Annotated in this window: 21 protein-coding genes; 10 read left to right on the top strand and 11 right to left on the bottom strand. The window is 56.7% G+C overall.

All coding sequences use genetic code 11. From position 1 onward, the window contains the following. Window positions 1-21: 21 nt before the first annotated feature. From OHL19_RS17835 to OHL19_RS17820, 4 genes are read left to right on the top strand one after another with little or no spacing between them, the layout of a single operon-like run. The gene (locus OHL19_RS17835; RefSeq protein ID WP_263359155.1) at window positions 22-1,794 is read left to right on the top strand and encodes a tetratricopeptide repeat protein; all 1,773 of its coding nucleotides are present in this window, start codon (window positions 22-24) and stop codon (window positions 1,792-1,794) included. A gap of 32 nt (window positions 1,795-1,826) precedes the next feature. After that, window positions 1,827-3,191, top strand: coding sequence for an NfeD family protein (locus OHL19_RS17830; protein ID WP_263359154.1), 1,365 nt, complete (start codon window positions 1,827-1,829; stop codon window positions 3,189-3,191). A gap of 48 nt (window positions 3,192-3,239) precedes the next feature. Then, the gene (locus tag OHL19_RS17825; RefSeq protein WP_263359153.1) at window positions 3,240-4,058 is read left to right on the top strand and encodes a slipin family protein; all 819 of its coding nucleotides are present in this window, start codon (window positions 3,240-3,242) and stop codon (window positions 4,056-4,058) included. A 34-nt stretch (window positions 4,059-4,092) separates the two neighbouring features. Then, a complete protein-coding gene (locus OHL19_RS17820; protein ID WP_263359152.1) occupies window positions 4,093-4,854 on the top strand; it encodes an SPOR domain-containing protein in 762 nt (253 codons plus the stop codon). 9 nt (window positions 4,855-4,863) lie between these two features. Here the strand turns inward: OHL19_RS17820 and OHL19_RS17815 are convergent, their stop codons facing one another. The 8 genes from OHL19_RS17815 to mtnP are packed head-to-tail and all read right to left on the bottom strand — an operon-like array spanning window position 4,864 to window position 13,204. Beyond that, window positions 4,864-5,589 carry a lysophospholipid acyltransferase family protein gene (locus tag OHL19_RS17815; RefSeq protein WP_263359151.1) on the bottom strand — a complete coding sequence of 242 codons (726 nt, stop codon included), beginning with the start codon at window positions 5,587-5,589 and terminating at the stop codon, window positions 4,864-4,866. Then, complete coding sequence (mpl, locus tag OHL19_RS17810) at window positions 5,586-7,046, bottom strand: UDP-N-acetylmuramate:L-alanyl-gamma-D-glutamyl-meso-diaminopimelate ligase (protein WP_263359150.1); 1,461 nt, start codon at window positions 7,044-7,046, stop codon at window positions 5,586-5,588. The genes OHL19_RS17815 and mpl overlap by 4 nt, the downstream gene beginning before the upstream one ends. Window positions 7,047-7,054: 8 nt before the next feature. Then, window positions 7,055-7,999, bottom strand: coding sequence for a S66 peptidase family protein (locus tag OHL19_RS17805; RefSeq protein ID WP_263359149.1), 945 nt, complete (start codon window positions 7,997-7,999; stop codon window positions 7,055-7,057). Further along, a complete protein-coding gene (dapF, locus tag OHL19_RS17800) occupies window positions 8,000-8,860 on the bottom strand; it encodes a diaminopimelate epimerase (protein WP_263359148.1) in 861 nt (286 codons plus the stop codon). It lies immediately after the preceding gene. Between the two features lie 4 nt (window positions 8,861-8,864). Then, window positions 8,865-9,599, bottom strand: a complete 735-nt coding sequence (locus tag OHL19_RS17795; protein ID WP_263359147.1) for an MgtC/SapB family protein — start codon at window positions 9,597-9,599, stop codon at window positions 8,865-8,867. A 34-nt stretch (window positions 9,600-9,633) separates the two neighbouring features. Further along, a complete protein-coding gene (locus tag OHL19_RS17790; RefSeq protein ID WP_263359146.1) occupies window positions 9,634-11,367 on the bottom strand; it encodes a glycosyltransferase family 39 protein in 1,734 nt (577 codons plus the stop codon). Window positions 11,368-11,403: 36 nt separating this feature from the next. Beyond that, window positions 11,404-12,339 carry a PfkB family carbohydrate kinase gene (locus tag OHL19_RS17785; protein WP_263359145.1) on the bottom strand — a complete coding sequence of 312 codons (936 nt, stop codon included), beginning with the start codon at window positions 12,337-12,339 and terminating at the stop codon, window positions 11,404-11,406. Window position 12,340: 1 nt separating this feature from the next. Further along, a complete protein-coding gene (gene mtnP / locus OHL19_RS17780) occupies window positions 12,341-13,204 on the bottom strand; it encodes an S-methyl-5'-thioadenosine phosphorylase (RefSeq protein WP_263359144.1) in 864 nt (287 codons plus the stop codon). A 319-nt stretch (window positions 13,205-13,523) separates the two neighbouring features. On the opposite strand from mtnP, the gene OHL19_RS17775 reads away from it, so the two are divergent. Together OHL19_RS17775 and OHL19_RS17770 are read left to right on the top strand one after the other, a co-directional pair. Further along, window positions 13,524-15,092 (top strand): EAL domain-containing protein, encoded by a 1,569-nt coding sequence (locus OHL19_RS17775; protein ID WP_263359143.1) that lies wholly within the window; start codon window positions 13,524-13,526, stop codon window positions 15,090-15,092. Continuing rightward, complete coding sequence (locus OHL19_RS17770; protein WP_263359141.1) at window positions 15,089-16,669, top strand: EAL domain-containing protein; 1,581 nt, start codon at window positions 15,089-15,091, stop codon at window positions 16,667-16,669. Before OHL19_RS17775 ends, OHL19_RS17770 begins: the two co-directional genes overlap by 4 nt. A 28-nt stretch (window positions 16,670-16,697) precedes the next feature. On the opposite strand, the gene OHL19_RS17765 is transcribed toward OHL19_RS17770, so the two are convergent. Continuing rightward, window positions 16,698-18,332, bottom strand: coding sequence for a hypothetical protein (locus OHL19_RS17765; protein ID WP_263359140.1), 1,635 nt, complete (start codon window positions 18,330-18,332; stop codon window positions 16,698-16,700). A gap of 162 nt (window positions 18,333-18,494) precedes the next feature. Here OHL19_RS17765 and ygfZ point away from each other — a divergent pair, with 162 nt between their 5' ends. Genes ygfZ through OHL19_RS17745 form a run of 4 tightly spaced genes read left to right on the top strand, consistent with a single transcriptional unit; the run spans window position 18,495 to window position 22,179 of the window. Further along, window positions 18,495-19,640: a CAF17-like 4Fe-4S cluster assembly/insertion protein YgfZ gene (gene ygfZ, locus OHL19_RS17760; RefSeq protein WP_263359139.1), complete on the top strand. Its 1,146-nt coding sequence runs from the start codon at window positions 18,495-18,497 to the stop codon at window positions 19,638-19,640. 20 nt (window positions 19,641-19,660) lie between these two features. Beyond that, window positions 19,661-20,320 (top strand): DUF1844 domain-containing protein, encoded by a 660-nt coding sequence (locus tag OHL19_RS17755; RefSeq protein WP_263359137.1) that lies wholly within the window; start codon window positions 19,661-19,663, stop codon window positions 20,318-20,320. A gap of 3 nt (window positions 20,321-20,323) precedes the next feature. Then, the gene (locus tag OHL19_RS17750; protein WP_263359135.1) at window positions 20,324-21,190 is read left to right on the top strand and encodes an MBL fold metallo-hydrolase; all 867 of its coding nucleotides are present in this window, start codon (window positions 20,324-20,326) and stop codon (window positions 21,188-21,190) included. Further along, window positions 21,187-22,179 (top strand): bifunctional riboflavin kinase/FAD synthetase, encoded by a 993-nt coding sequence (locus tag OHL19_RS17745; protein WP_263359134.1) that lies wholly within the window; start codon window positions 21,187-21,189, stop codon window positions 22,177-22,179. The genes OHL19_RS17750 and OHL19_RS17745 overlap by 4 nt, the downstream gene beginning before the upstream one ends. Window positions 22,180-22,575: 396 nt before the next feature. Here the strand turns inward: OHL19_RS17745 and OHL19_RS17740 are convergent, their stop codons facing one another. Then, complete coding sequence (locus OHL19_RS17740) at window positions 22,576-23,991, bottom strand: DUF3863 domain-containing protein (protein WP_263359132.1); 1,416 nt, start codon at window positions 23,989-23,991, stop codon at window positions 22,576-22,578. 97 nt (window positions 23,992-24,088) lie between these two features. Further along, complete coding sequence (locus OHL19_RS17735; protein ID WP_263359131.1) at window positions 24,089-26,539, bottom strand: penicillin-binding protein 1A; 2,451 nt, start codon at window positions 26,537-26,539, stop codon at window positions 24,089-24,091. Window positions 26,540-26,544 lie beyond the last annotated feature (5 nt).

The raw sequence follows: 26,544 nt of genomic DNA, 5'->3' as shown, positions 1-26,544 counted from the left end.
AGCGCCTATAATCAGGGTGACGTGATTGCTGCTTATTCATCCCGCGCACATCGTAGTTTTTCGCATTGGGCGATTTTCCTTGTCTCGCTGCTGGGGTTAGCTTTCGCCTCCGGCGCCTGGGCTCAACATGCCGCATCCGACAGCGACGACGCAGACTCCGGGGCAACTACCGGCAATGGTCATATCCTGCTGGTACTGCCCTTCGACAATCAGACGGACGCGCGCTCTCCCAATGCCTCCAATTCGGAATCGTTGAGCCTGGACTGGATTCGCGAGGCTGCGCCGGAGATTCTGAACAGCCGTTTTGCTTCGGCCGGTTTTCAGCCGCTCACGCGCGAAGACCGTCTCTACGCGCTCGATCATCTCGGTCTGCCCGCGACCTTTCAACCCAGCCGGGCCACAGCACTGCGCATTGCGCAAACACTGGATGCGGACTACATCCTCATCGGCAGCTATTCAGTAAATGGAAAAACACTGACGATCAAGTCGCGGATCGTCGACGTCGCCAAACTGCGGCTCATGGATGAGATCACCGAGTCCGGTCAGCTTTCGCAGTTGATTCCGCTGTTGAATTCACTGGCATGGCAGTTGACCCGCAAGTTGGACCCCAGCTTTGGAGTAGCCGAAGAGACATTTCGCGCCGCTGGCTCCAAGCTGCGGCTCGATGCTTTCGAACAATACATCCGCGGCATTACAGAGCGTGATGCCGCCGATCAGCTACGCCATCTGAAGAAGGCTACCGATCTCAGCCCGGACTTTACCGAGGCATGGCTGGCCACCGGCAAGCTGGAGTTTGCCAGCCAGCAGTATGAGCAGGCGGCTGTCTCTTTTGGCAAGGTCACACGCGGCGATCCTGCGGAACTCGAAGCGGGATTCTATCGTGGACTTTCGCTGCTCTACTCTGGAAATTATCCGCGCGCCGAAGAGTCCTTTGCAGCAGTAGCGCGAGTGCTGCCCTTGCCCGAGGTCGTCAACAATGAAGCCGTGGCTCTGAGCCGTCGCGGACACGATGGCATTGCGCTCTTTCGCCAGGCCGAGGCCGCCGATCCTACCGATGCCGATTACCACTTCAACCTTGCCGTAAGCCTGCACCGGCATGGCAATACCGCAGAGGCTCTAAGCGAGCTGGCGCAGACTCTAAAAGTGCACCCAGGCGACAGCGAGGCGAAGACGCTCAGCGATATGTGGAAGAAATCGCCAGCCGTAGCTGCCGATAAATCGAGCACAGATAAAACAAGTACCGATAAATCAAGTACCGACAAGACCCCCGCCAATGCTGCATCGACGCAGCCTGACCCTCTCGAACGGATCAAGCGCAGTTACAACGGAGCAGCGTTTCGACAGGCAGGCCTGATGCTCGACCAGGTTGAGGCAGCTCATCTCGCCACGCTTCCCGCAAATGAACGTGCTGCACGATTGAGCCGCACCGCGCGTGAAAAACTCGATCGCGGACTGCTGCTCGAAGCCGAGCGCGAATATCACGCAGCTCTTGCAGCCAATGATCATAGTGCCGAGGCGCATGCCGGATTGGCCGAGGTTCGCGAGCGAGCCGGAGACACCGATGCCGCACGCAAGGAAGCCAAAGCATCACTGGATCAGCAGCCGAATGTCGAGGCTTACATGGTGCTCGCACGCCTTGATTTTGCGGCGAATCATCTGCCCGAGGCTCGCAGCGAAACAGCCGATGCGCTTAAGCTGGATGGCAACAACCGGGCTGCAAGAGACCTGCGCAAGGTCATCGACTCCCGCATGGATTCTTCAGTGAAACCGGCCATTGGCAGCAAGCCGGAGTAGTCTCGACAGGCTGGCGCAGAAGGAGGTTCGTCATGGGTAACTTCGGACGATATCGTTGCGCGTGGGCGATCGCATGGACAATGTGGATCTTTGCCTTCTTCCCGCTGCTCGCGATGCAATCACTGCACGCACAAAGCTCACCGGTTGTGGACAGGATTGAGATCCGCGACACCATTCAACCCGTCTCTGCAACGCGGCTCGAACGCGCCTTGAATCTCGCAAACCGCGATCATGCAGCGGCCCTGCTCGTCGAGCTGGACACTCCCGGAGGACTTCTCGACTCCACCCGCGAGATGGTCGGAGCCATTCTCTCTTCGCGCGTGCCGGTCATCGTCTATATTGCACCAGCCGGAGCACGTGCCGGGTCCGCAGGATTCTTCCTGCTGGAGTCTGCAGACGTAGCCGCCATGGCCCAGGGAACGAATGCCGGAGCAGCGCATCCCGTGCTTGAATCCGGCACTCCCGACACCACCATAAAAGAAAAAATGGAGAACGACGCCGCTGCGTTTTTGCGCTCATACGTGTCGCGCCGAGGGCGGAACGCGCAGGCCGCTGAAGAGGGCGTGCGCGCTTCTCACGCCTGGTCCGCGGATGAAGCATTGACGCTGCACCTGATCGACCTCACCGCACCGGATGAGAACCAGTTGCTCGCCGCGCTCGATGGCCGCAGCATCACACGTATCGACGGCAGCAAGCTCGCCCTGAATCTACACAACGCACATATCGTAACCCTGCCTCCAACCGTGCGGGAACAAGTGCTCGGATATCTTGTGAATCCCAATCTCGCGCTATTGTTGCTCGTAGGCGGCGCACTCTTGATTTATGTCGAGTTCAATACACCAGGAACGATTGTTCCCGGAGCCCTGGGCACAGTAATGGTCCTGCTCGCAGCCTTCGCGCTCAACCTGCTGCCCATTCGACATACCGCGATCCTGCTGCTGTTGGCCGCCGCCGTTCTATTGCTGCTGGAGATGAAGTTCACCAGCCACGGCGTCCTGGCGCTGGCCGGCATCGCATGCCTGGTCTTTGGCGCACTCACGCTGGTCGCCGCGCCGATTCCAGAGCTGGGCATACGACCCGCCGTTGCAGTTGGACTAAGCCTGGGCTTTGGCATTATCACCGTCATATTGCTGCGGCTCGCCGTACGTGCGCGTAAAAGTAAGTTCGTGATTGGCCCCGCAGCATTAGTCGGCTATCCCGCCACCACGATGGAACCGATCGGCGAACCCGGACAAGCCTCTGGACAATTGTTCGGGCACATTCTCGTTCAGGGCGAGATATGGCAGGCTACAGCAAGTGAGCCTGTGCCGCAGAACGCAAACGTACAAGTGATTGGTGTGGATGGCGATGTGCTGCAGGTACAGCCCGTCTCTCCCACTACCTTGCAGCCGCTCTAAAGCCTCGTAGGAGTACAATCCCTCCTGTGTGAGGGGTGCTCAAAAGCTATGCCATTTGCTGGATTTCCGATCCTGATCGTTGCCGTCATCGTTGTTCTTTATCTCTTGAATTCCATCAAGATTCTTCGCGACTACGAACGTGGCGTCGTCTTCAGGCTTGGCCGCGCACTGCCGGAACCAAAGGGACCGGGCGTCATTCTGGTCTTTCGTCCCCTCGACCAGATCGTGAGGATTTCGCTTCGGCAGGAAGTAATGGAAGTCCCTCCGCAGGATGTCATCACGCGCGACAACGTGACAATCAAGGTGAATGCCGTGGTAACTCTGCGCGTTCTCGATCCGACCCTCGCAGTCGTGAAAGTCGCCAATTATGCATATCAGACATCGCAGTTTGCCCAGACTACACTGCGCTCCGTGCTCGGCGAAGTAGAGCTGGACGAGTTACTCAGCCATCGCGATAAGTTGAACCTGCGCATACAGGGAATCATCGATCAGAGAACCGAGCCGTTCGGCGTAAAAGTGCTTTCAGTCGAGGTAAAACAGGTCGATCTTGCCGAGCAGATGCTACGCGCCATGGCCAAGCAGGCCGAGGCCGAACGCGAAAAACGGTCGAAGATTATTCATGCCGAGGGCGAGTTCTCCGCCGCGCAAAAGCTGGTGGAGGCCGCCGCGCTGCTCGCAACCGAGCCGCTTACGATGCAGCTTCGCTACCTGCAAACACTGACCGAGATTGGCGTTGAGAAGAATACGACGATCGTCTTCCCGCTCCCCGTGGACATCCTCTCGCTGCTGCGCAATCCCATACAGGGGGTGACGCAGACGGCACTCGAAAACGCAGCGACGCTCAAACGCACAGAAAACAAGGAATAATAGAGAGTGCAGGTGCTGAACCGGGGAAGCTGCCATGAGAACTGTATTCGAAGAAGAAGATGAAGAGATCGCGGAATCGTATCCGCCGCAGGATCGCGAGCTGACGCTCAACTCAACAACACTGCTGGCGATTTTCTTTGGACTCGTGCTGGTCTGCGGTCTCTTCTTTGGGTTGGGCTATACGCTGGGCCGGCGAGGCCCATCGGATGCAGCAGCGCTGGCGAGCACGGACACCTCGAAAGATTCGCCCCTGGCCATCCAGACTCCAGGCTCAGGTTCTAGCTCAGGTTCCGGCTCAAAACCCTCTGCCACCTCAGTCATAAACAGGAGTGACGCAGCAACTCCGCAGGCGACGCAGGCGACGGCCCCGCAGCCCTCAGAAGAACCCACCCTGACACAAGCCGCTGGAGATGCCGTGCCAAAGGTTCCGGAAACAGCCGCGGCACATGTACAGCCCGTAGCGTTGCCAACAGCCACACGGCCTGCTCCTCCTCAAGCAACCACCGTCAGACCCGCTCTGGGAGCGGATTCCTCACCCGCCCTCACAACCGCCGCGAGCACAATCACGGGCTCAAGCACAGGCACAATCATGGTCCAGATTGCCGCAGTTTCCAGTCCCAATGATGCCAACGTGCTGGTGAGTGCGCTGCGCAAGCGCGGCTACTCCGTCGTAGTTCGCCAGCAAGCCGGGGACGCACTGCAGCATGTGCAAGTAGGCCCATTTGCGAGTCGCGTAGAGGCCAACACCATGAAGCAGAAGCTGCTTGGCGACGGCTATAACGCAATCCTCAAGTAAGCCTGCTTCTTATGCCCGCATCTCTTCAGGCAAGCCACTACTGATTGCAGCCCGCACCGCTTCCATCAACACGGCGCGATCAGCGATGTTTGCTGAGGCTACATTCGCCGGATAAATCGGCGCGTGAAAAACAACATGCGCCGTGCCGCGATGAATGCGCAAACTACCCTTACTCATCATCGTTTCCGTACCCCAGATAGAGATGGGAATGCACGGCGCGCCGCTCTCCATCGCCAGGTAAAATGGGCCTTTTTTGAAAGGCAGAAGACGACCGTCGCGAGAGCGCGTTCCTTCCACAAACGTGGTGATGTGTATCCCCTTCATCAATACCTGCCTTGCAAGGCGAACGCCTTCCTGCGCACTCTCCACGGTGCGATCCCTGTCAACAGGAATGAACTCAGCCAGGCGCATCGCATAGCCCAGAATAGGGATGCTCATCAGCGAGCGCTTGAGGAATACGGAAGTACGCCCAGGAATGAGCGGCAGTAGTACCGGTGGGTCGAGATTCGATACATGATTCGACATGAAGATACACGCAGTTGCCGCAGGAATATTCTCCAGCCCCGTAATATGAATCCGAATACCCGCGATACGAAAGGCCAGCCGGACAATGAACATCGACGAGCGATAAAGCGGCATCAAGTTTCGCGTGATCAGAAACCAGGGTATGCAGACTGCAGCTACCGGCACACCCAATACAACGAAGGTTGCCAGTAGCAATAAGGAAGAAATCATCCGTGAGCCTCATCTGCAATTTGCCGGTGTGCGCGTTGGCTCAGTCGCATGGGAAGTTTTTCGTAGATACCATCGAAGCCGCCGTTGGAGAGGATCGCAACGACATCGCCCGGCTTGAGCTGACGGTCAAGTGAATCGACGATTGCTGCAACATCGGCGCATAACTCCGCAGGAGTTCCCGCTGCGTTGATAGCCGCAATTACCTGTTCCGGATGGAGCCGCTCGCCTTCAGGAATGCGCTGCTGTTGATAAACAGCGTCCATGATAACGGCGTCGGCCTGCGACAGGCTATCGACCAGTTCCTGCTGGAAAACATTGCGACGCAGAGTATTGGAGCGAGGCTCAAGCACAGCCCATAGCTTTGCATTTGGATAAGCCAGGCGCAAGGCTCGCAAGGTTTCGCGGATGGCAGTAGGGTGATGTGCGAAGTCATCAATGACAGTGATGTTGTCAACGACCGCGCGCACTTCAAGGCGGCGTTTGACACTGTGAAAGCTGGCCAGCGCCGCTTGTATCGCGCTCACCGGAACACCGTGATTGAAAGCAAGTGCCGCCGCCGCAGTAGCATTGAGCGCGTTGTGCTCCCCAGCCATCGACATCTCAAACTCAGCCCACAACTCGCCTTTGAGATGAACCTGCCAAAGGCTTTTGCGGCCCTCGTGGCGAAGGTTTTCGATACGCCAATCAGCTCGATTGCTAAAGCCATAGCGCTCGACGCGGCAGAGTGCATGCTCTACACATTCACTGACGTTGGCGTTGCCGTCATAAGCAACGATTACGCCTCTGCGCGGAACAAGATTGACGAGACGCTTGAACGCCGTTTTTACATGCGCAAGATCTTCGTAGATATCCGCATGATCAAACTCGACACTGGTAAGAATGAGCCCATCGGGAAAGTAGTGCAGAAACTTCGGCCCCTTGTCGAAGAAGGCTGTGTCGTATTCATCGCCTTCGAGTAGAAAAGTACGCGTGGCACGAAGCTGATAACTGATGCCAAAGTTTTCTGCCACTCCGCCAATGAGAAAAGATGGCTCTAACGCCGGGTTTTCCTGCGACGCCGTTTGATAGATCCACGCCAGCATACTCGTGGTCGTAGTCTTTCCATGCGTGCCTGCAACGACCAGCGACTCACGTCCCACGAGAAACTCTTCGTGAAGAATCGCAGCCATGGACGTAAAAGGAATGCGTTCGTCGAGCACTCGCTCAACCTCTGGATTGCCGCGCGAGAGCGCATTGCCGATGACCACAAGATCCGGTTTTGAATCAAGATTGGACTCAGCGTAAGGCTCCGCTACCTTTATGCCCATGGCGTGAAGTTGATCGCTCATCGGCGGGTAAGCGGCTGCATCCGAGCCAGTGATGCGGTAGCCTTTTTGCTGCAGCAATCCGGCAAGCGAAGCCATCGCCGTGCCGCAAATTCCACTTAGATGAATGTGTTTGTTTTTGATATCTGTCATCTCTTCTGTCATCGTGCAACGGCCGGTTCAAGCATGCGCAATTCAGGGTCGAGAGTCGCGCTGAATTCTGCTTGTACGCCGAAGGTCAAAGTTACATTGGCGCGGGATACATGGCCACTGCGCAGGCCAATGCCGATGGGCCCATCAAAGTCATCCAGCGCATTCAAGATGACTTCTTCGAGCAGTTCCGGGCGTGCTCCCGGAGAAGTGCAATCGAGCATTTCGCCAAAGATGATGCCCTTCACTCCATCGAGTTTTTCTGCCTGTTTGAGCTGCCACAGCATGCGGTCAATCTGGTATGGCTTCGTGCCAACATCTTCCAGAAAGAGAAGCTTGTTTTCAGTTTGCGGCTCAAAGGCTGTACCGAGAAGTGCCAGCAGAATGCTGAGGCAGCCCCCATAGAGAATGCCGCGCACAGGCTGCGCATCCACGCCCGCTTTAAGAAGCCGCAACCCTTCCGCCTTGCCGACTTTATAAGGCTCGCCTGACAGCGCCGCCAGCAAGCTCGGCAGATGCACCCCGTCTTCGCGTGCAAAGTCCGGCGAAACCATCGGGCCATGAAAGGCAGGTAGGTTGAGCGTGTCGAGAAGCGTCACCTGCAACGCGGTGAGATCACTGTAGCCAAAGAGCGGCTTGGGATGGTCGCCCAGCACATCCATGTCAAGCTCTTCAAGGAGATAGTTCGCACCATAGCCGCCACGTGTGGCAAAGAGCACGCGCACCGTGTCATCCGCAAACGCCGCGTGCAGATCGAGCAGGCGCTGCTCAGTCGTGCCTGCAAAGTAGAGCGGGCCACGCGTCAGCATGTGCGGCGCTTCCACGGGCAAAAAGCCGAGGTTGCGCAGCGCCTCAAGTCCGCGTTCGATCTTCGCGGCATCCGGCGTGGATGCGGGCGACAGCACTGCGGCTTTGACTCCGACAGCGGCTGCGCGTGGCCTGAGCAGGTCAGTCATTTACCAGGCCTCGCCGCGTGCGATGAGTGTGGCCGGGCCAGTGAGATAGAGCCTTTCGCCAGGCCCAGCCCACTCGACTGTTTGTATGCCGCCAGGTGCCGCTACATCAAGCGGCGAGCTTGCACCATAGATAGCGATCATGGCCGTAGCTGTCGCGGATGTACCGGTGCCAGAAGAAGACGTCGGCCCGACGCCGCGCTCGTAAATGCGCAGGGCAACCTGGTTCGGCGCATCGCTCCGGGTACGCAGAGTGCGGACAAACTCGACATTTGTCTGTTCAGGAAAGTCGGGATGAAAACAAATCTCCTCGCCAATCTCCTGCCATACGCGGTCGCCGATCATGAACTGCGGCGCATCCGGCGGCGAGTCTATCGAGTCGAGAAGAATGACGAAATGCGGATTGCCCATCGAGACAAAAACGCCCTCAATCACGGTACCGTCCGAGAGTTCTACCGTTGTCTCTTCAAACTCCGGTACATCCATGTCCGTAGTAACAAGAGTGGTCGGGGCATCATCCTCACTCTCGCGAAAGCCATCGATAGTGCAGATGCGAACGCCTGCATCCGTCTCAATCGAGAGCTCGTCGCCAACTTGAGAATTGAGTTCTTCCGCCATCCATGCAGCAACGCACCGCGTGCCGTTGCCGCTGATTTCCGCAATCGAGCCATCGGCATTGTAGAGGCGGATGCGCCCGGAGAAGTCGCCGGTCCACTCGAAAAATTCAATGCCATCTGCGCCGATACTGGTGTTGCGTTCGCAAAGGCGTTGAGCTAGTTCCGCTTTGTCATAGCCAGCTGCATCTTTTTCGGTGATGATGAGAAAGTCGTTGCCACATGCGTGTGTTTTGGTAAAAGGAATCAAGGGATTAGTCTTCCTCCGGGTCGCGGAAAATCTTAAGATCGTCGATTGCCGGTTCTGCCAGCAGGCTCGCCCCGAGGCGCTCATGCTGGCGTTTGGTTGCGGTGAGCGTGAAGCTGATGCGCTTCATCGTGCCGATAGCGTCGGCTTCAGGATTTCCAAGACGTTCCTGTTCTCTATCCATGGCTTCAAGGATCGACACCAGCATGGCCGTTTCATCCGTGCCACGCGCTTCGTAGAGCAGCGGATAAATTTTAAGATTGACGCGCCGCTCAAGAAAGCCGACCAGCGCCAATGCAAACAGCACAATGAGCGTCGCAATAATGGCTGGGATATAAAGCCCCGCACCACATGCCATGCCGATGGAAGCTACAACGAAGACACTGGCTGCGCTGGCAAGTCCACTAACGCGATTGCGATTATGCAGAATCAGCCCCGCTCCAAGGAAGCCGATGCCCTGCACGATATTGGAGGCTACGCGACCCTTGTCTGGGTTGCCGTCTCCCGCGAGCACAGCCGAGAGCAACGTAAAGAAGGCGCATCCCATGCAGATAAGCATGTTCGTGCGCACACCGGCAGCACGGCGCAGAGCCTCACGCTCTATGCCAACCAGGCCACCGAGCGCACAGGCCACCAGCAGGCGATAGACGGCCTCGTCGCTGACCAGTGACTGCTCCAACCAGCCGAAGTTAAAAGGCAGGCTGAAGAGTGCGCAAAGATGAATTGAAAACATGCCGTTCATCGCCGCTCCGATACATTTCCTCTGCCCGATGCTATCACCGGCTTGCCGGTGTTGTTGAGGGCTGTGTTACAGGAGTAGAAGGAAAGGTATCTGTGACGTATATGGTCGCATCCGCCTGATCCCACCCGCGAAACGGCGAGTGAAAGGTTTGATAGATACGCAGATGCTGCGGGTGCGCTTTAACAGCCTTGTCGATATCGTCCCCAGCAAACGCGAGAATGATGGACGCGTGCTCTGCAGGAGCGCCGAGCGCAGCCCAGTAGAACTGCTTGTCACTCTCATTGATCGTCTGCCGATAGGTGAGCCCCGCATGCGGTACAACACTGGCAAAAGTTGAAGTGTCCATGAGGACGACGCCATGTGGATCCAACAAGTGAAGGCTCTTCAAGGCAACCGGAAGGACAGTATTGTAGTAGCTGCGCGCGGCTGTATTCTTCTTGGCTTCGACGTAGGTAAGCGGCTGTTCATGAAGCATCTGCGCTATGTTGACGCCCAGTGCGATAAAGAGCGCGACGAAGAACGCCCTGCTCACAAATGGCTCCCACCTGGTAAGCCGACTGCGCATCAACCCGATAATTCCCTGCACTGCAAAGCCGGCGAAGAGTGCCAATGCCGGAAGCAGTTCCATGCCGTAGCGCGTGTTGTACCAGCCATGCGGCCACCAGACCGGCAAAAAAATAGGCACCGATCCGTAGCTGACCGAGTACGCATAAAAAGGCAGTGGCAGCCAGAGAAAAATTGTCCACCAAACAGCGCGTGATGAAAGTTTCAGTGGATGATTCGCGGCTTCTACATATCGCCCGGGGAGCACCCAACTAACTACCGTCCCTGCAAGCGCCGCCCAAAAGAGAACCCCACCCCAACTCTCGACAATGGCATCCATCTCCGCCGCTTTGACAAAGAAGATAGCGGAGACCCACGGATTATGCCAGCCTGGATGCGGCGCGATTGCCGAGCTTGCAGTGCGCAATTCAATAGCTTTGGCGGAGTAAGGTCCGCGCATAAATTCGAGCCAGTCCCCGAAAACTACAGCGTTGTAGAGCATCCATCCAACGGGCGCGAGCAGCAGAATCACCGATGCGAGTATGAAGCTGGTTCGCAATAAACGGCCACGATTGGCAACACATCGCGCCATCGCGATCCATGCGAGGAAAGCGAGAATCCAACCATCGTAGCGCGTATAGATCGCCGCGACTAAAACAGCGATCAGCGTCCAGAGCAGACGTTGATTGCGAGCATGCAGAGCCTCATCATCAAGACTCGTGTACCACTCAACCAGCAGGAGCACAGAGCAGATGAGTTCGCACAAAAAGAGCGGCTCAGTCATGGCCGTGGTTTGCAGATAGAGCAGGTTTGGATTGGCAGCGAAGAGCACCAGCGCCACGCAGGACGACACCGGTGAGAGCCATTTGCGAGCCAGCGTGTAGAGAGCAATACTGGCCAATAGATAGCAGGCCATGGATGGAATTGCCGGGGCAAAACCGCTACGCCACCAGCTATCGACCGCCACGAATGGCACCATCAGTAGATGCGGCAGCGGTAGCCACACCGAGCCGAGTTGCGTGATGCCCGGGCGGTGCGAGTCGAAGAGCCTGCGCGCGATATGCATATGCGCTTCGGCGTCTCCATACAGCAGAAATGCAGAGTGCGCCCAGCTCCACCACAGAGCGATCAGTGAGGCTGCCAGCGCGGAGACGAAGACTAGTTGCAGCTCTCGTCGGCGAATGCCACGCAGAGCTTGACCCGTTGTTCGTTCCGCGCTGGACATGCTGCTCACTTAGGCAATCAATCGTGCAGTCATACGTTAGTCGAGGTGCGTCAGTTCGCGGAACAGTGCAAAGCGCGATTCGATCTCTTCGCGCGAAAGCTGCTGCATGCGCTCCGTACCAAAGCGTTCGACTGCGAACGAACCCATCACGCCACCGTAGAACATTGCCCGGCGGAAAACAGATGGCGTCAGTTCCGGCTGCGATGCGATATAGCCGAAAAATCCGCCTGCAAAGCTGTCGCCTGCGCCAGTGGGATCGACAACTTCCGCAAGCGGCAATGCTGGCGCGCGGAAGGGATGATGCTTGGCGTGTTTATCTTTGGCGAAGATGCTGCTGCCAAAGAATGCCGTTGCGCCGTATTCGCCGTGCTTTACTACCAGCGCCTTAGGTCCAAGGCCGAGAACATCGTGAGCAGCCTTGACCGGATTTTTATTCTCAGCGAGCAGCTTGGTTTCAGTGTCGTTGATAAGCAGAATATCGACGCCCTTGAGCGTCTTCAGCAGGTTCTCGCGATGATCGTTGATCCAGTAATTCATGGTGTCGCCGCCCACCAGTTTGACCTGGGGCATGGCGTCGCGAACCCGTTTTTGCAGCACTGGATCGATGTTGGCGAGGAAAAGAAATTGAGAGTCCTGATAGGCCTCGGGAATCTTGGGCGCAAACGCACCAAAAACATTCAGATCCGTCTGAAGTGTCTTGGCTTCATTCAGATTGTCATGATAAGAGCCAGCCCAGAAAAAGCTCTTGCCCGAAGCATGCTCAATGCCGCGCGTGTCGATACCGCGTGCGTCAAAAACGGCCTGTTCTTTTGCGGTGAAGTCTTCGCCAACCACGGCAACCACACGCACATCCGTGAAGTAACTTGCGGCCAATGAAAAGTACGTTGCCGCACCGGCGAGCTGACGCTCGTAGCTTCCGGACGGAGTGCTTACTGAATCAAATGCAACGCTGCCTACGACAGTTATCGCCATGTTATGCCATGTACTTTCCGAAGAGTAACTTCAATCGTTCTTTTGCCTCGGCGGGGATTGCGGAGGGTTGAGTCAGGATCGCATATTTAGCCGCGGACGCACAGCCGCAAGTGCGCTCTACCGGCAAAGCGGCCACTGTCGCCCGAACAACTTTAGCAGCGTTCTCCGCATTCTGATGCAGCACCGCGACGATTTGATCCACAGTGACCGAATCGTGATTCGGATGCCAGCAATCGTAGTCGGTAACCATGGCCACGGTTGCATAGCAGATCTCCGCTTCGCGCGCGAGCTTGGCCTCCTGCAGATTGGTCATGCCCACGACATCGGCATCCCAGCTTCTATAGAGGTTCGATTCGGCCTTGGTCGAGAACTGTGGGCCTTCAATGCACACATAGGTGCCGCCGCGTTTGCCCACGACTCCAATGCTTGCGCACGCAGATGTGGCAGCCTCAGCGACAGTCGCGCAGATCGGGTCTCCAAAGGCTACATGGCCCACGACTCCATTGCCGAAGAACGTAGACGTGCGCAGAAAAGTGCGATCGATGAACTGGTCCGGAATTACAAAGTCGGTCGGCTTGTGCTCTTCCTTCAAAGAGCCCACGGCAGACACTGAGATGATCCGATCGACGCCCAGCAGTTTCATGGCGTAGATGTTCGCACGGAAGTTCAGCTCCGACGGCAGCAGCTTGTGACCGCGCCCATGCCGGGCCAGGAAGGCAACTTTGCGTCCTTCAAGGTTTCCCAGAATAAAGCTGTCCGATGGTGCGCCGTATGGAGTCTCTATTGACTCTTCGCGAATATCCTTAAGCCCGGGCATGGAATATAAACCACTGCCGCCGATGATGCCGATTTCTGCTTTTTGCAAGCGATGCTCTCCCAGATTGTCGATCAGAACTCGAACAAAATAGTGCTACCAAACCTCTAAGTATACCGGGTTACGGTTGCATGACAGATGCCTCGGACCGTTTCCCTGCTGCGATTTACTCATGAAGCGACCATGAATGCGATAGACTCTGGCAAAAGTGCGCGGAAACAAGTACAAACATTGATATAAAAATCCGCGGAAACGGTTGGACGCGTACCCGGCGCGAAGCTGGCTCAGACCGTTACAAATTGAAAAAGGTTCGGTAGCATCCTTTTTAGCTACCCACACATGGCACGCAGGTTTTGATGAAAAGAGATCTATGGTAACCGCCCGCAGTCTAGCGCGATTCAACCGCACATGGCTGTTTATTGCGGTCGTTGCGCTCGGCACCCTGGCTGGATTTCTAGTCGGCCGACAGTCGATCCTGCGCACCGTCGAGGCCCATTTAGCCAATTACGGAGAGCAGCTCGAACAACATGCCGAAGAGGTTGCCTCCGAAATATCCTCTACCCTCACCAGTGCCAATCACTCCCCTTATCCTCCCTGCTCGAATGACGAGATCACATTTTTTCGCAAGCTGACCTTTGCGGCTCAGTTCCTCAAAGACGTGGGCCGCATCCATGAGAACTCGTTCGTTTGCTCCGCAACCACAGGTAACCTTGCCACTCCACACCCCCTGCTCAAGCCGAGCATCCACGGCCCTCGCAATTCGGTGATTTTTAATAATTATCCGTTGATTGTGCCAAGCGGAGGACGTGGCGAAATCATCACGTACGGGCAAGCAAATGTCGTCGTCAGTCCCGATACTTTCGCTGAATTTTCGCAGGGCCCGATACATTACTCAATCGGCTTGATCGACCGCTCCACCCACGCCTTCATACCCACAAGGGGAGAACACTTCTCTTTTCCGCCTGAGTTGTTAAGCACTCGAAAAGTGCTCTCCGTGGATGGCACACTCTATCTCGCTCGGTGCACAAATCGTTATCAGATCTGCGCAGTCACTTACATTCGCGAAGCGGACGTATGGCAGAACAATCGCATACTGCTCGTGATTTACATCGTTACCGGATTAATCGCCGGTACATCCTGTGGAGTTGTAATTCTATTTGCCGGCCGCAGAAGACGTAGCCACACCAGTCAACTCAAGCGAGCCATCCTCAAGGGAAATCTCTCCGTCGTTTACCAGCCCATCGTCGAGTTGCACACCCATCGGATCGTCGGCGCCGAGGCCCTCGCGCGGTGGACGGATGAGGACGGCGACAGCGTGCGTCCCGAGATTATTATTGCCCTGGCCGAAGAAGAAGGTTTCGTAAGCGAGATCACGCGATTCGTAGTCAACCGTGCATTGCAGGAGTTGCGCCCACTGCTTGAAAGCAATCCCGCATTCCGTTTGCACATCAACCTCGCACCATCCGATCTGGCCGATCCAAGATTGTTGATCCTGCTCGATGAGATGCTTCAGGACACGTCGATCTCTCCATCCAACATTACTTTTGAGCTCACAGAGCGTGCGACCTCGGATCGTGAAGTAGCCGTAGCGTCGATACGGCGTCTGCGCGAACGGGGCCATGCTATCTTTATCGACGACTTCGGTACCGGCTATTCAAATCTTGCGTATCTCAGCGAGCTGAATGTCGATGGAATCAAGGTCAATCGGTCTTTTATCGCAACCATCGGAACAGACTCGGTAACAGCATCGATCGTTCCCCAGATCCTTGCCTTGGCAAAAGCACTGAACCTGAGCGTCGTCGTACAGGGAATTGAAAGAGAAGGCCAGGTTACCTATTTCGCCGGCGGAGATCCTCATATCCTCGGGCAGGGTTGGTTCCTCGGACTACCTGTACCCGCTCGTAGTCTTCGTTATCTGTGTACGGAGAGGTCTGAATGAAGCGCAAGTCGCAGCAGCACATGCTTGTCAGCATTCTCCATACAGTAGGAGTTACACTCCTGTGCGCCGCGATTGGCCTGGTGATTGGCAGTGTGGTTGCGTTCAAGGTCACTGAAGTCAGGCTTGCCCGTTACGCCACGCATCTCATCGCCCATGCCGAAGCATTTATGAACGAGATCAATACCACTCTCGATTCAGTCAATGCATCGCCTTACCCCTTTTGCTCGGATGAAGATATCTCCCGCCTTCGCACTCTGGTCTTCAATGGACACCTGGTAAAAGATATTGGCAGAGTTCGAGATGGATATATTTACTGCACCTCGATGAGGGGCCGGATCAGTCCGCCAATTAAAAAATCAAAGCCCGCTATCGTTACACCGAGCGGACGCAGTATCTGGCTGAATACGCCCATCCTTGGCACATCCGGCATGACTGCGGACATCACCGAATCGGGTGAAGCGGATTTCGTAGCATCCCGCGAGGCCTTTGAACACTTGCAGGAACCGCCCATGATTTACACGACAACATTAACCAACCGCGCGACAAACCAGGTGCTGCGTACAGCCGGTGCTCCGCTGAAAATAAGCGATGCAGAGATTCTTGAAGAAAAAGAAGTATTGAAAGGAAACACCTTTTACGTCGCACGCTGTTCAAGACAACTCGCACCCTGCATGGTGACTGGAATTACCCTGCAGGATGCATGGTCTTTAAATAGCTCAACGATTAAAGGATTTGTGTTTATCGGCGCTCTGGCTGGCCTCGCGGTCAGTTTTACGTTGCTGTTGCAACCGAGCAAACGCAGCCTGTCTACACAGTTGCAGCGAGCTCTTCGGCTCAATTTGTTAAGCGTCGTTTATCAGCCGATTGTGGATGTGAGGACAGGGCAAGTGCTGGGCGCCGAGGCACTCGCGCGCTGGACGAATGAAGACGGGCAATACGTGCGCCCGGATGTTTTTATTGCCGCTGCGGAAGAGCTAGGCTTCATCGAAAAATTGACGCGCGTAATTCTGCGCCTCGTAGTTTCGGAGTTGGGCGAACTACTGCGCTCCGATCCCGACTTTCATATCAATGTCAATATCGCCGCAGCCGATCTCGCCGATCCACATTTCGTTCCAATGTTAGAGAAGCTGCTGCGTAAACATAAAATCCCTGCGCGCAGTATCAGTCTCGAACTGACCGAGCGCTCTACCGCCAATCGCAAGCTGGCCATCTCCTCCATCAGCAAGCTGCGCGAGTTGGGACATGAATTTTATATCGACGACTTTGGCACCGGATACTCAAGCCTCGCTTACCTGAACGAGCTCGCCGTGGATGCAATCAAGATCGACCGTGTATTTACGGATGCCATTGGCACCGACTCGCTCACAGCGGCAATTGTGCCGCAGATACTCGCGATGGCAGAGACGTTGCATCTCAAAGTAGTAGTCGAAGGCGTCGAGCGCGCAGAGCAGTCGAATTACTTCGCTGCTCTCGATCAGAAAATCCTTGCCCAGGGCTGGCATTTTGGTGAGCCTGTCCCGGCAAACGATCTCCTGACACTACTGGCAAGCAAGGCCGCAGACAAGCAGACAGTCTAGTCCGTTGCACGATTAGCCCTCTGTACTCCTAGCGAGGTATAGCAGCTTTCATCATTCCGCAGGAGTGCAAAAAGCTTACCCAGCTCGTTGAGAGTCCTGATTTTGGTATTGAGAATTGCGCCGTTCGTATCTCGCCCGTGCCCTGCCCATCGATGAGCAATCCTGCTAATTTGCGCGCCGTTCCAAGATCGAAGCTTTCCGAGACAAAGACATACTTGCCGCGCACCGTGATAACCACTGGCCCCTCATCGGTCGAGTAGATAACCTCATCGCCATCCTCGGATGCAGGAGCCTTGTCCGTAGTATCCAATTTCACGCCGGAGTACTTGCGCCCTAGTTCTTCCGCATACATGCGCGCGAAAGCCTGCGCCGATGCCGGGCTTTTCCACGCCGAGAGATAGAACAGCGCAATCGACTTCGTGGACGCCTGCTCCGCAGCGGTCTTCGCGCTTTTCGCCTGCCCTGCCCAATAGATACCGCCATCCCATGCTGGCGTAAGCTCGCGTGCAGCCGCTTCACCGCCAAAGATCTGCGCCAGAATGCGCAGGTCCAACTGGCCCACCTGGCCAACATCGTAAGGCTTGTATCGACCATCCAGCAGCGGATGAATATCCGGCAGAATGAGGACAGAAGGCTGCTTCGCCTGCTCGTAATTGCGCGGATTCATGATCTCCCAGCTCGACGATGGCGGGCGATCCAACACTCCCGCAAAAGCCGCCTTGCGCCCCTTGTCCATCCACACATCCTGCTCGAAACCAAGTCCATCTTTGTACGGAAATAGCAGCGACTCACTCAGCAGCAAAGGTGCTCGAGCCAGCACCGGCGAATCATCCGAGCCATCAGACTGATCCTGTAACTCCTGAATGACTTCTGGATTCTTGATTATGCTGCGGCCGCTGGGCTTGAGCGAGTAATCGAAGAAGACAGCCATCGCCTGGCCTTCGAGCACAGCAGTGCGAGCCGTATCCATCTCATCTTTTTCAAGATGATCGTTGTCCTCGGCTGCATTGTGAGAGAGATCGGAAGGCGTCTGATCGCCCCACTTCTCGATGTCCGTATGCTGATCCTGCAACGCGTGGGTCAGTTCGTGAACAAGCACCGGTTTCTGCGTCTCCGGATCGATCCAGTCGAGCAGATAGACAGTCTTCGTTTTGGAGTCGTAGTAGCCCGCGATCTGTTCCTTGAGCAGGGACAGCATGAATGGCTTGAGATCAAAATCACGATCGAGCAGGCCGAACTTTTTCAGCACGATTTCGCCACGCTGCATCCGCTTGGCATCTTCATCGTCGTCCATTTTATCGAGCAGATATTTTTCAACTGCAACGCGCGTCGTGAGCGTGCGTTTCACCTGGCTGCGTATAGGCAGACCCGTCTCTTCTGAAGCAAATTTGGTCAGTTCGTCCACACTGCTGAAAAGCTCTTTAGCCTGCTCCGGCGTAATATGCGTCTCCGCCGGAGGCTTAGCCGCAGGAGCTTGCCCAGAGGATTGGGATGACGCGGATGGAGATGACTTGGATGAGGAGGACTGGGCAGTCTGAGACGGCCTCGCCGCCTGCTGCGCCCAAAGGCAAGTTGAAGAAAGCACCAGCGCAGCGAAAATCGGAAGTACAGGAACCATCCGGCCCATGCGACCGGAGTATTTCAGTGAATGCAACTGCGTCATTCTCTCTCCAAAGTAAACTTCCCTGTCCGCCGCGCCTGCCTGCTTTGCCACGGATAGCGGCACTCGCCGCCTTAACTCGAAATATACCCCAAGGCTATAATCAAGGTTGGCGGTATGCTCTCCAAAACACTGGAATTCATGCCCGCCGCTGGTGAGCGACCAATGACTGAACCCGTTCTGGCGACTGCAATCCCGGCCACTCCGCTGGCCGAATACCTGGCCACAGCCGGAACCGCTTTCGCCGAATCTTCGACTTTGCTCCCCTACCTGGGAACGCTTACGCCTGGCTTGTTGGACGCGCCAGAGGCGGAAACAAGAGCGCTGCTGACCGGAGCAGCCGTACACGACCTCGGCTGGCTGCGGCGAATTGCGATTCGCGGCGAAGATCGCTTCCGCTGGCTCAGTGGCATGGTCACCAACGCGGTCGAAACACTGCCCGACAACACGGGCGCCTACAACCTTGTTTTGAATGCCCAGGGGCGTATCCAGGGCGATCTGTATGTCTGGCGGGATGGCGATGCCGTGGAGCTGGAAGTCACAGCAGAACAGTCCGAAGCGCTGCTCGCCCATCTCGACAAATTCATCATCATGGATGACGTCGAACTGGTTCCCCTCGAAGACGAATCGGCCTTGCAGCTAACCGGCCCCCTGGCCGAAAAAGTATTCGCCCAGCTAGGAATCACCAGGCTAGGAATCGCCGCGCTGCCAGCGTCTCTTTCGAGCTCAACCGGCGAAATCGCCGGCATCCCCGTCCGCATCTTTCGCGGTTACGGAACGGCAGTTCCGCATTATGCCATTTGGGTTGCCACCGCCCAGCTCCCGGCTGTCTGGAACGCGATCGTAGCCGCTGGAGCCAGCCCCGTCGGAGCAGCTTCACTCGAAAAACTGCGCATAATCGAGGGCATTCCAGCCTACGGAATCGACATTCAGAGCCGCGATCTTGCGCAGGAAACATCCCAGGAACGCGCGCTCAACTTCACCAAGGGCTGCTACCTCGGCCAGGAGATCGTCGAACGCATCCGATCCCGCGGCCAGGTACATCGGCATTTACGCTCCCTTGAATTAACACCGGAGATCCCTGGAAATCTTCCCGCGCCCGGGACCGAACTACGAATCGCCGGCAATGCTGCCGATATCAAACCCATAGGAACGATCACCAGCGTCGCCTCCGTGCAACTTGAGGCCGGATTGCGGGTCTTTGCAATCGGGATGATTCGTGCCGAAGCTGAGGTGGGCAGAAAACCGCTGGTTTATCCGGGCGGAAGCGCCAGAATTTTGAATACAACTCCGCAATGGAACGCAGTCTAAGAGCTGCAGGAAAGAAGATCATGAGCGATACACCGAAGTTCACCGTTGTCGACCGCCGCAAATTCCGTGGCGATGAAGAAGCATCCGAGCCTGTTAATTCCGAAGAAACCACCCCCGTCGCCGCTGTTCCGGAACCCGCAACCAAACCAGCCGCCTCCAACGGCCCGCGCCTGACGCTGGTTGAGCCCCTTCCCCAGCAGACCCCGATCGCCGTGGCAGACGAAGCCATTGAAGAGATCGACAATACCGACAATGTCGAGGATGTCGACGCCGATCTTCCCCCCGTACCAACGGCAGAGGAGTCGCGCTTTCAGAAAGTAGCTTACGACCAGGCCGCAGAGCGCTTGAACGATCTCGTACGCGCGCAGAATCCCGGCGCTCCCGCTCCTGAAAACATCGGTTTCGAACACCTCGTCCAGCAGCTCTACCTCTCGGCCATGATGCAGATGGGCGCAGGAACCCCGGAAGGACAGCGGCCTCGCATCGACATTCTCGGCGCTCGGCAGACGATTGATCTGCTCGACGTCGTGCTCGACAAAACAGCAGGCAATCTCTCCGCCCAGGAACAGCGCACCCTCGACACCGTGCTTTTTGAATTGCGCATGACCTTCCTGGAGCTGACGCGGATGATCTCGGCACAGCCGCCCATGCCCCCACCACCCGGTGGAGCAAAACGCTAGTCAATGCACGGAACGCTCACATTTCTGGGTACCGGCACTTCCATGGGAGTGCCGTCGCTGGGCTGCGGGTGCGACGTCTGCACCTCCACCGACCCGCACGACAAACGGTTGCGGCCCTCCATCCTGTTGCGATGGGCCTGCGCCGACAATGCGAGTGCGCCAAAGAAGCCGCGCGTCGGTAAAGGTCTGCTTCCCTTCCCGCCCGCCCACCAATCCCCCTGCGAACGCGTGGTGCTCATCGACACTGGGCCGGACTTTCGCACACAGGCCCTGAACGCCGGAATCAAGCGCGTGGATGCCGTTTTCTATACGCATTCGCACGCCGACCACATTCTCGGCATGGACGATCTGCGGCCCCTGAGCTTCGCCACCTATCGCGAATCGGGGCCGATTCCGCTTTACGTAACTCCCGAGACGCAACGGGTTTTGGAACATATCTACGACTACACCTTCTCTCCCGACTCGAAATACGCTAACAAGGCGCGAGTGGAGTTGAAAAATGTATCGGACGGCGCACAGGTACATGAGGTTCGATTTATTCCAGTTCCGGTCCTGCATGGCGAACTGCCCATCACAGGGTATCGCTTCGGCAATGTTGCCTACCTGACCGACGTGAGCACAATTCCGGAGGCCAGCTTTGCCCTGCTGCAAGGGTTGGATGTCCTGGTCGTCTCCGCGCTCCGACACGCACCCCACCCCAGCCACGCCACCGTAGATCAGGCAGTACGCTGGGCAAAGCGGATCGGCGCGCAGCAGACCTGGTTAACCCACATTTCACACGACCTGGGGCATGAAGAGACCAATGCTCGACTACCCAAAGGAATCGCAATGGCTTATGACGGGCTGACTCTACCGGTGGTGCTGGCGTGACAGATTTCAAAGTGACAGATTTGAGCGTGACAGATTTAAACAATCTGATAGTTTTTCGCTCCGTGGCCGAGATTCCAGCCGGGTTTGGACCCTCCGTAGCCGTGATCGGCAACTTCGATGGCGTCCACCTCGGGCATCAGCAGATCCTGGCAGCGATTACCGCAGAGGCTCGGCAGACTGGCGCAAAAGCCATCGCAATCACCTTTGATCCCCATCCGGAACAGTTCTTGCGGCCCGAGCAGGCTCCCGGCCTGCTCACCCTGATTCCTGAGCGCCTGCGTCTGCTGGCTCAGACCGGGGTGGACGCAGTATTGGTCCTGCCCTTCGACGATTCGCTGGCCTGCCTCAGCGCGCAAGCCTGCGTGAAAGAGATCCTCGTCGACAAGCTGGGCATCGTCTCGATACACGAGGGGGCAAATTTTCGCTTTGGACATCGCGCAGAAGCCGGGGTCGCCGAGCTGGCCGAGTTCGGTCGGCAGTTTGGATTCAAAGTCACAGTTCATGCAGCCGTAGAGATTCACGGGCTGGAGGTTTCCAGTTCCGCGATTCGGCAGGCTCTGATTGCCGGAGATATGAAGCGCGCCCGCTGGATGCTGGGCCGGCCATTTGCAGTGCGATCCACTCCAGCAAAAGGACGTGGCATCGGTACAAAACTACTCGTGCCCACCGTGAACCTGGCCGCCTATTCCGGCCTGCTGCCTGCATTTGGGGTCTATATCACGCAGCTCACAGTCGGGACACGCTGTTTCCAGGCAGTTTCAAACATCGGAAATCGACCTACCTTTGGAGAGCCCTCATTTGCCGTCGAATCCTACATTCTGGACTTTGAACCGATCGACTTGAGCGACGACACACCACTCCAACTGGAGTTCTTACTCCGCCTGCGACCAGAAATAACATGGCCCTCCCCCGAAGCCCTGAAAGCGCAAATCATGAAAGACGTCAGCAGAGCCAAACGATATTTCCATCTATCAAAAACCCAACACTAAAAACCACCCAAACAATCTGCAGAAAAATACCCCCAACCCCCGCATACTAAAAACAAAGCCCTAAACCCTTGCTGTTGCCGTTGCAGTTCTGTCTGTCATTCCCGAAGGGAATCTGCTTCTTCCTTTGCAGTTGCCTTTGCCGTTGCCCTTGCAGTCGTTTTGGCCCTTGCAGTTCTGCCCGTCATTCCCGAAGGGAATCTGCTTCTTCCTTTGCAGTTGCCTTTGCCGTTGCCCTTGCAGTCGTTTTGGCCCTTGCAGTTCTGCCCGTCATTCCCGAAGGGAATCTGCTTCTGCCCTTGCCCCCGCCGTTACCGTCCCATCCATCATCCCCAAAAATCCCCCTATCTCTCCGACCCCAACCCACCCCAGCAAAAATCTACATAGCCCCCCCCACCCTCAAGCCTTCAACCCAGGCAAAGACTCATAAATAAACTCCCGATCCGCAGTCGCCAATTCACTAAGCGGCCTCGGATGATCCTGGGGACGAAGATCTTTCTGATTGATCCGGTTCATCAAACTCCAGTCCTTGGCCGGATGCTGCGGATCAGGATCGGCAGGTTCGTGGGCAGGCAGATCGTAGCGCGTAAAGTCGATGACCTGCCGAGGCGTATCGAACTGCCAGTCCCGCTGAAGCGCCAGGCGGAAGTTCTTATTCATGAACCACTCAATCTCAAGATTGTTGTAGGAGTCACCCAGTCCCGACCCGCGTTCGAGAAAGCTGTAGTGCCAGTCCTGATTCGTTTTGAACTGGTTACGCCAGATAGCTCCGTATTCTCCAAAGGTCACGAAATGCGTGTCCGGCCAGCGCTTCTTCGTATCCGTGACCCACATATCCAGGGCCGAACACACCAGCTCCTTGCCGAACTCATGCACCATTTGCGCTTCCCAGATATTCGTCACCCAGCCGAAGTTGTTTCTCTTGAAGCCCTCGTCAAAGTGGATCGACTCGGTGTGCATGACCTCTCGATGGCCAAGATCCAACCCCCAGCCAACGTAGGTTTCGATCGGGCCCACGCCGCGTCGGCTGTTGTAGCCGGTAATCTCGTGGCCTAGCGCCCCACTTCGCCGGGCACAGATGAAGTCCATGGTCCAGCCATCCAGGTTGACGCAGTCGATAAAGTCCGCTGCCCCTTGCGCGGGCTTGCAGAAGTGCTCCGTCGAGGGATAGAACGGATACGAAGGCGATCCATCCGCACCGCCTCCGTCGATAGCCTGCTGACTCCAGATCACCGCATGAGCCGCGTGGATATGCTCTTTTTCAGCCAGATATTGCAGGCTGTCTGCCGAGAGAAAACCGCCCATGATTGCCTGGGGACGATATCCATCTCCGACAAAGTCGGTAATGATCTGGATGGCCTCGGACATCTCGCGGTTCACGCGTGCGCGAGGCAAATACATGGCCGGGAAATACCCCGGGAAGTAGGACACTTCGTCCCCGTATTTCTTCTGGCACTCGACGACATAATCGCGAATCTGGCGATAGTTGTCGCGCTTGTCTTCGAGCGCATTGAGAGTAAATCCCCAGGTCAGGCGGCCATCCGGATTGGAGCGGGAAAATGCCTCGCGCATAGACCGCACGCCGTCAAGCGTGTGCCAGGTCGATTCATCCCGCGGATGCAGCTTTACATCCCGTGAGACCTCCCACGGAGTAGTGCGAATCATGATGCAAAGAGTCACAAATCGATTGCCGAAAAGAGACACTGGCTGCGGTGCCGGCGCAAGAAATCGGCCCAGCATATTCAGGTGCGGCGAGCCGGCAGCCAGGCGCGCTCCGGTAAACGCAGACGCGGCAAGGAGTGTTCGTCGATTCATGAGTGGCTTTCTCCTGTTGAGTGAGGGGAGTGTTCTTAGCACTACGGCAAGGCCAGTATTGCGAAGTCTAGTACTACGAAAGTTAGTATTGCGAAAGTTAGTATTGCGGCAGAGCTGGCTTAGGCTGTGGCTTCGCAGGGTTTGCCGTAGCCGGTTGCGGGACTGAAACCGGTGGTTTTGCCAGCGGTCTGGCAGGCTGCGACGAAATGGTGCCAGGAACGAGAGGATGCAGTGGCTTCTGACCCGCTAACGGCGCAGTTACCGCGGTTGGATGAAGTGTTTGCGGCTTGGCGGCTGTGCCCGGCAATGTCTTCACGGATGGATTCAGCAATGGTTTTGCAGCCGGTTTGACGGATTCGGGCACGGCAGCAGGCCTGGCTGCTGCAGCCACGTAGCCGGGGAAATGTTCGTCGTCCTTGCCTTTGATCGCGGCTTGCATGAAGGTCATCCAGATAGGCAGCGCGGCCTTGGCGCCCGTTTCTTTCTCTCCAAGTGACTGGCGACTGTCAAAGCCTACCCATACTCCGCAGGTAACCGACGGCGAAAATCCCATAAACCATGCGTCGGTGTAGTCGCTGGTGGTGCCGGTTTTGCCGCCTAACGGATGGTTGAGTTTGGATGCGGCTGCGCCGGTTCCCATGCGTGTGACTGCCTGTAGCAACTGCATCATGGTTCGTGCGGTCTGCTGGCTGGTGACTTCGCTTACGGCAGGCGGCTGCTCCCACAGGGTGATGCCGTCGGCATTGGAGACTTTGCGCAGCAGGCGCGGAGTGACGCGGATACCGTCGTTGGGGAAGACCGCGTACGCCGCGACCTGCTCCTGCAGCGTGATTTCAACTGCGCCGAGAGCGACGGGCAGGTAAGCGGGGATATTGCTGGTGACGCCGAAGCGGTGGGCGGTTTCGATAACTTTGCGAATGCCAACGCGAGCGGCGAGTTTGAGAGCGGGGATGTTGCGCGACTCCGCAAAGGCATTCAGAACGGTCATGGCGCCTTTGTAGTCGTTCTCGTAATTGTGCGGAGTGTAGCTGCCAAAACTGACCGGGCCATCGACGACGATGTCCTCAGGTTTGACTCCGGCCTCGACAGCGGTGGTATAGACGTAGGGCTTGAAACTGGAGCCGGTCTGACGTTCGGACTGAGTGGCTCGATTGAACTGGGAGAGAGCGTAGTCGCGCCCACCAACCATGGCCAGGACATCGCCGGAGGTATTGTCGATGGCCATGAGAGAGCCCTGCGCGCCTGAATCCTGCTCAAGGACGGCTTTGTGCGCCGTGCCTTCCATTCCTGAGCCGAGTTGCACGTAGATGACGTCCCCAGGTTTGACCAGATCGTCGCCGTGAGCCTGGCCGGTCCACTTCCAATCTTCCGGAGTCATGACGATCGGAAGATTTCCGATCCGGGCGCGAATTTCGAGCGGCAGAGCAGAGGTCACGAGAGCATGGGTGTAATCGCCCGCCTGGATACGCATGGCCCAATCGGGATGCTTGTAATCTTCAAGCGCGGTGCCCTGGGCGAGGACATTCTGCGATGCGCCCTTCCAGCCGCGGCGATGTTCGTAGGTGGCCACACCGTCGGCGACAGCGTGGTTCGCAACGGTTTGCAGATCGAGATCGAGGGTGGTCTGGACGCGCAGTCCTGCTTCGTGGACTTCGTCGGTGCCGAACTGCTTTTCGAGTTCGCGGCGGACTTCTTCGACGAACCAGGGAGCGACGGACATCTCCGGCTGCTGGACGTGCAGACCCAGCGGAAGTTCACGAGCGGCCTCGGCCTGCTGTTTGGTGATGGCTTTGTCGTTCTCCATTTCAGTGAGGACGAGGTTTCTGCGGCGCAGGGCCTTCTCTGGATTAAACAGAGGCGAATAGGCGACGGGACCTTTGGGCAATCCAGCAAGGAGGGCCGCTTCGGGCAAGTTCAACTGGCTGGCGTGTTTGGAGAAGTAGAACTCGGAAGCAGCCTCGAAGCCGTACATGCCGTGGCCGAGGTAGATCTGGTTGCCGTAGAGAGTAAAGATCTGCTCCTTGGTGAAGGAGCGCTCAATCTGGATGGAAAGATAGGCTTCCTGAACCTTACGGGCGGTGGTGCGCTCGGAGGAAAGGAAGAGATTGCGGGCAAGCTGCATGGTCAGGGTCGATGCTCCCTGGGCACGGCCGTGACTGGTGATATCGTGCCAGAGAGCTCCGGCCACGCGAAAGACATTGATGCCCCAGTGCGACTCGAAGTTCTTGTCTTCAATAGAGATAACGGCCTGGCGAAGGACGGGAGAGAAGTCGTCGTAGTTGACGATGACTCTCTGTTCGAGCGCGAAGGAGCCGAATGGACGGCCTTTTTGATCGAGGAGCTCCGTGGTGGTCGAGGGCCGGTAGCGCTCCAGATCATGAATCTGGGGTAGATCGACGGAGTAGACCAGCATGAGTCCAGCGAGGGAGCCGGTGATTGCAGCCAGGGAAAAAAGGATGGCAAGGGTATATCGCCCGACCAGCTTACGCGTGTGCCGCAGGGGGGCGTTCGATAAATACTTTTCCGATGGCGATTTGTCGGAGGACAACCGTG

The organism is Acidicapsa ligni (assembly GCF_025685655.1).
GTDB classification, from domain to species: Bacteria; Acidobacteriota; Terriglobia; order Terriglobales; family Acidobacteriaceae; genus Acidicapsa; species Acidicapsa ligni.
This window is presented reverse-complemented; position numbering and strand designations above follow the sequence as displayed.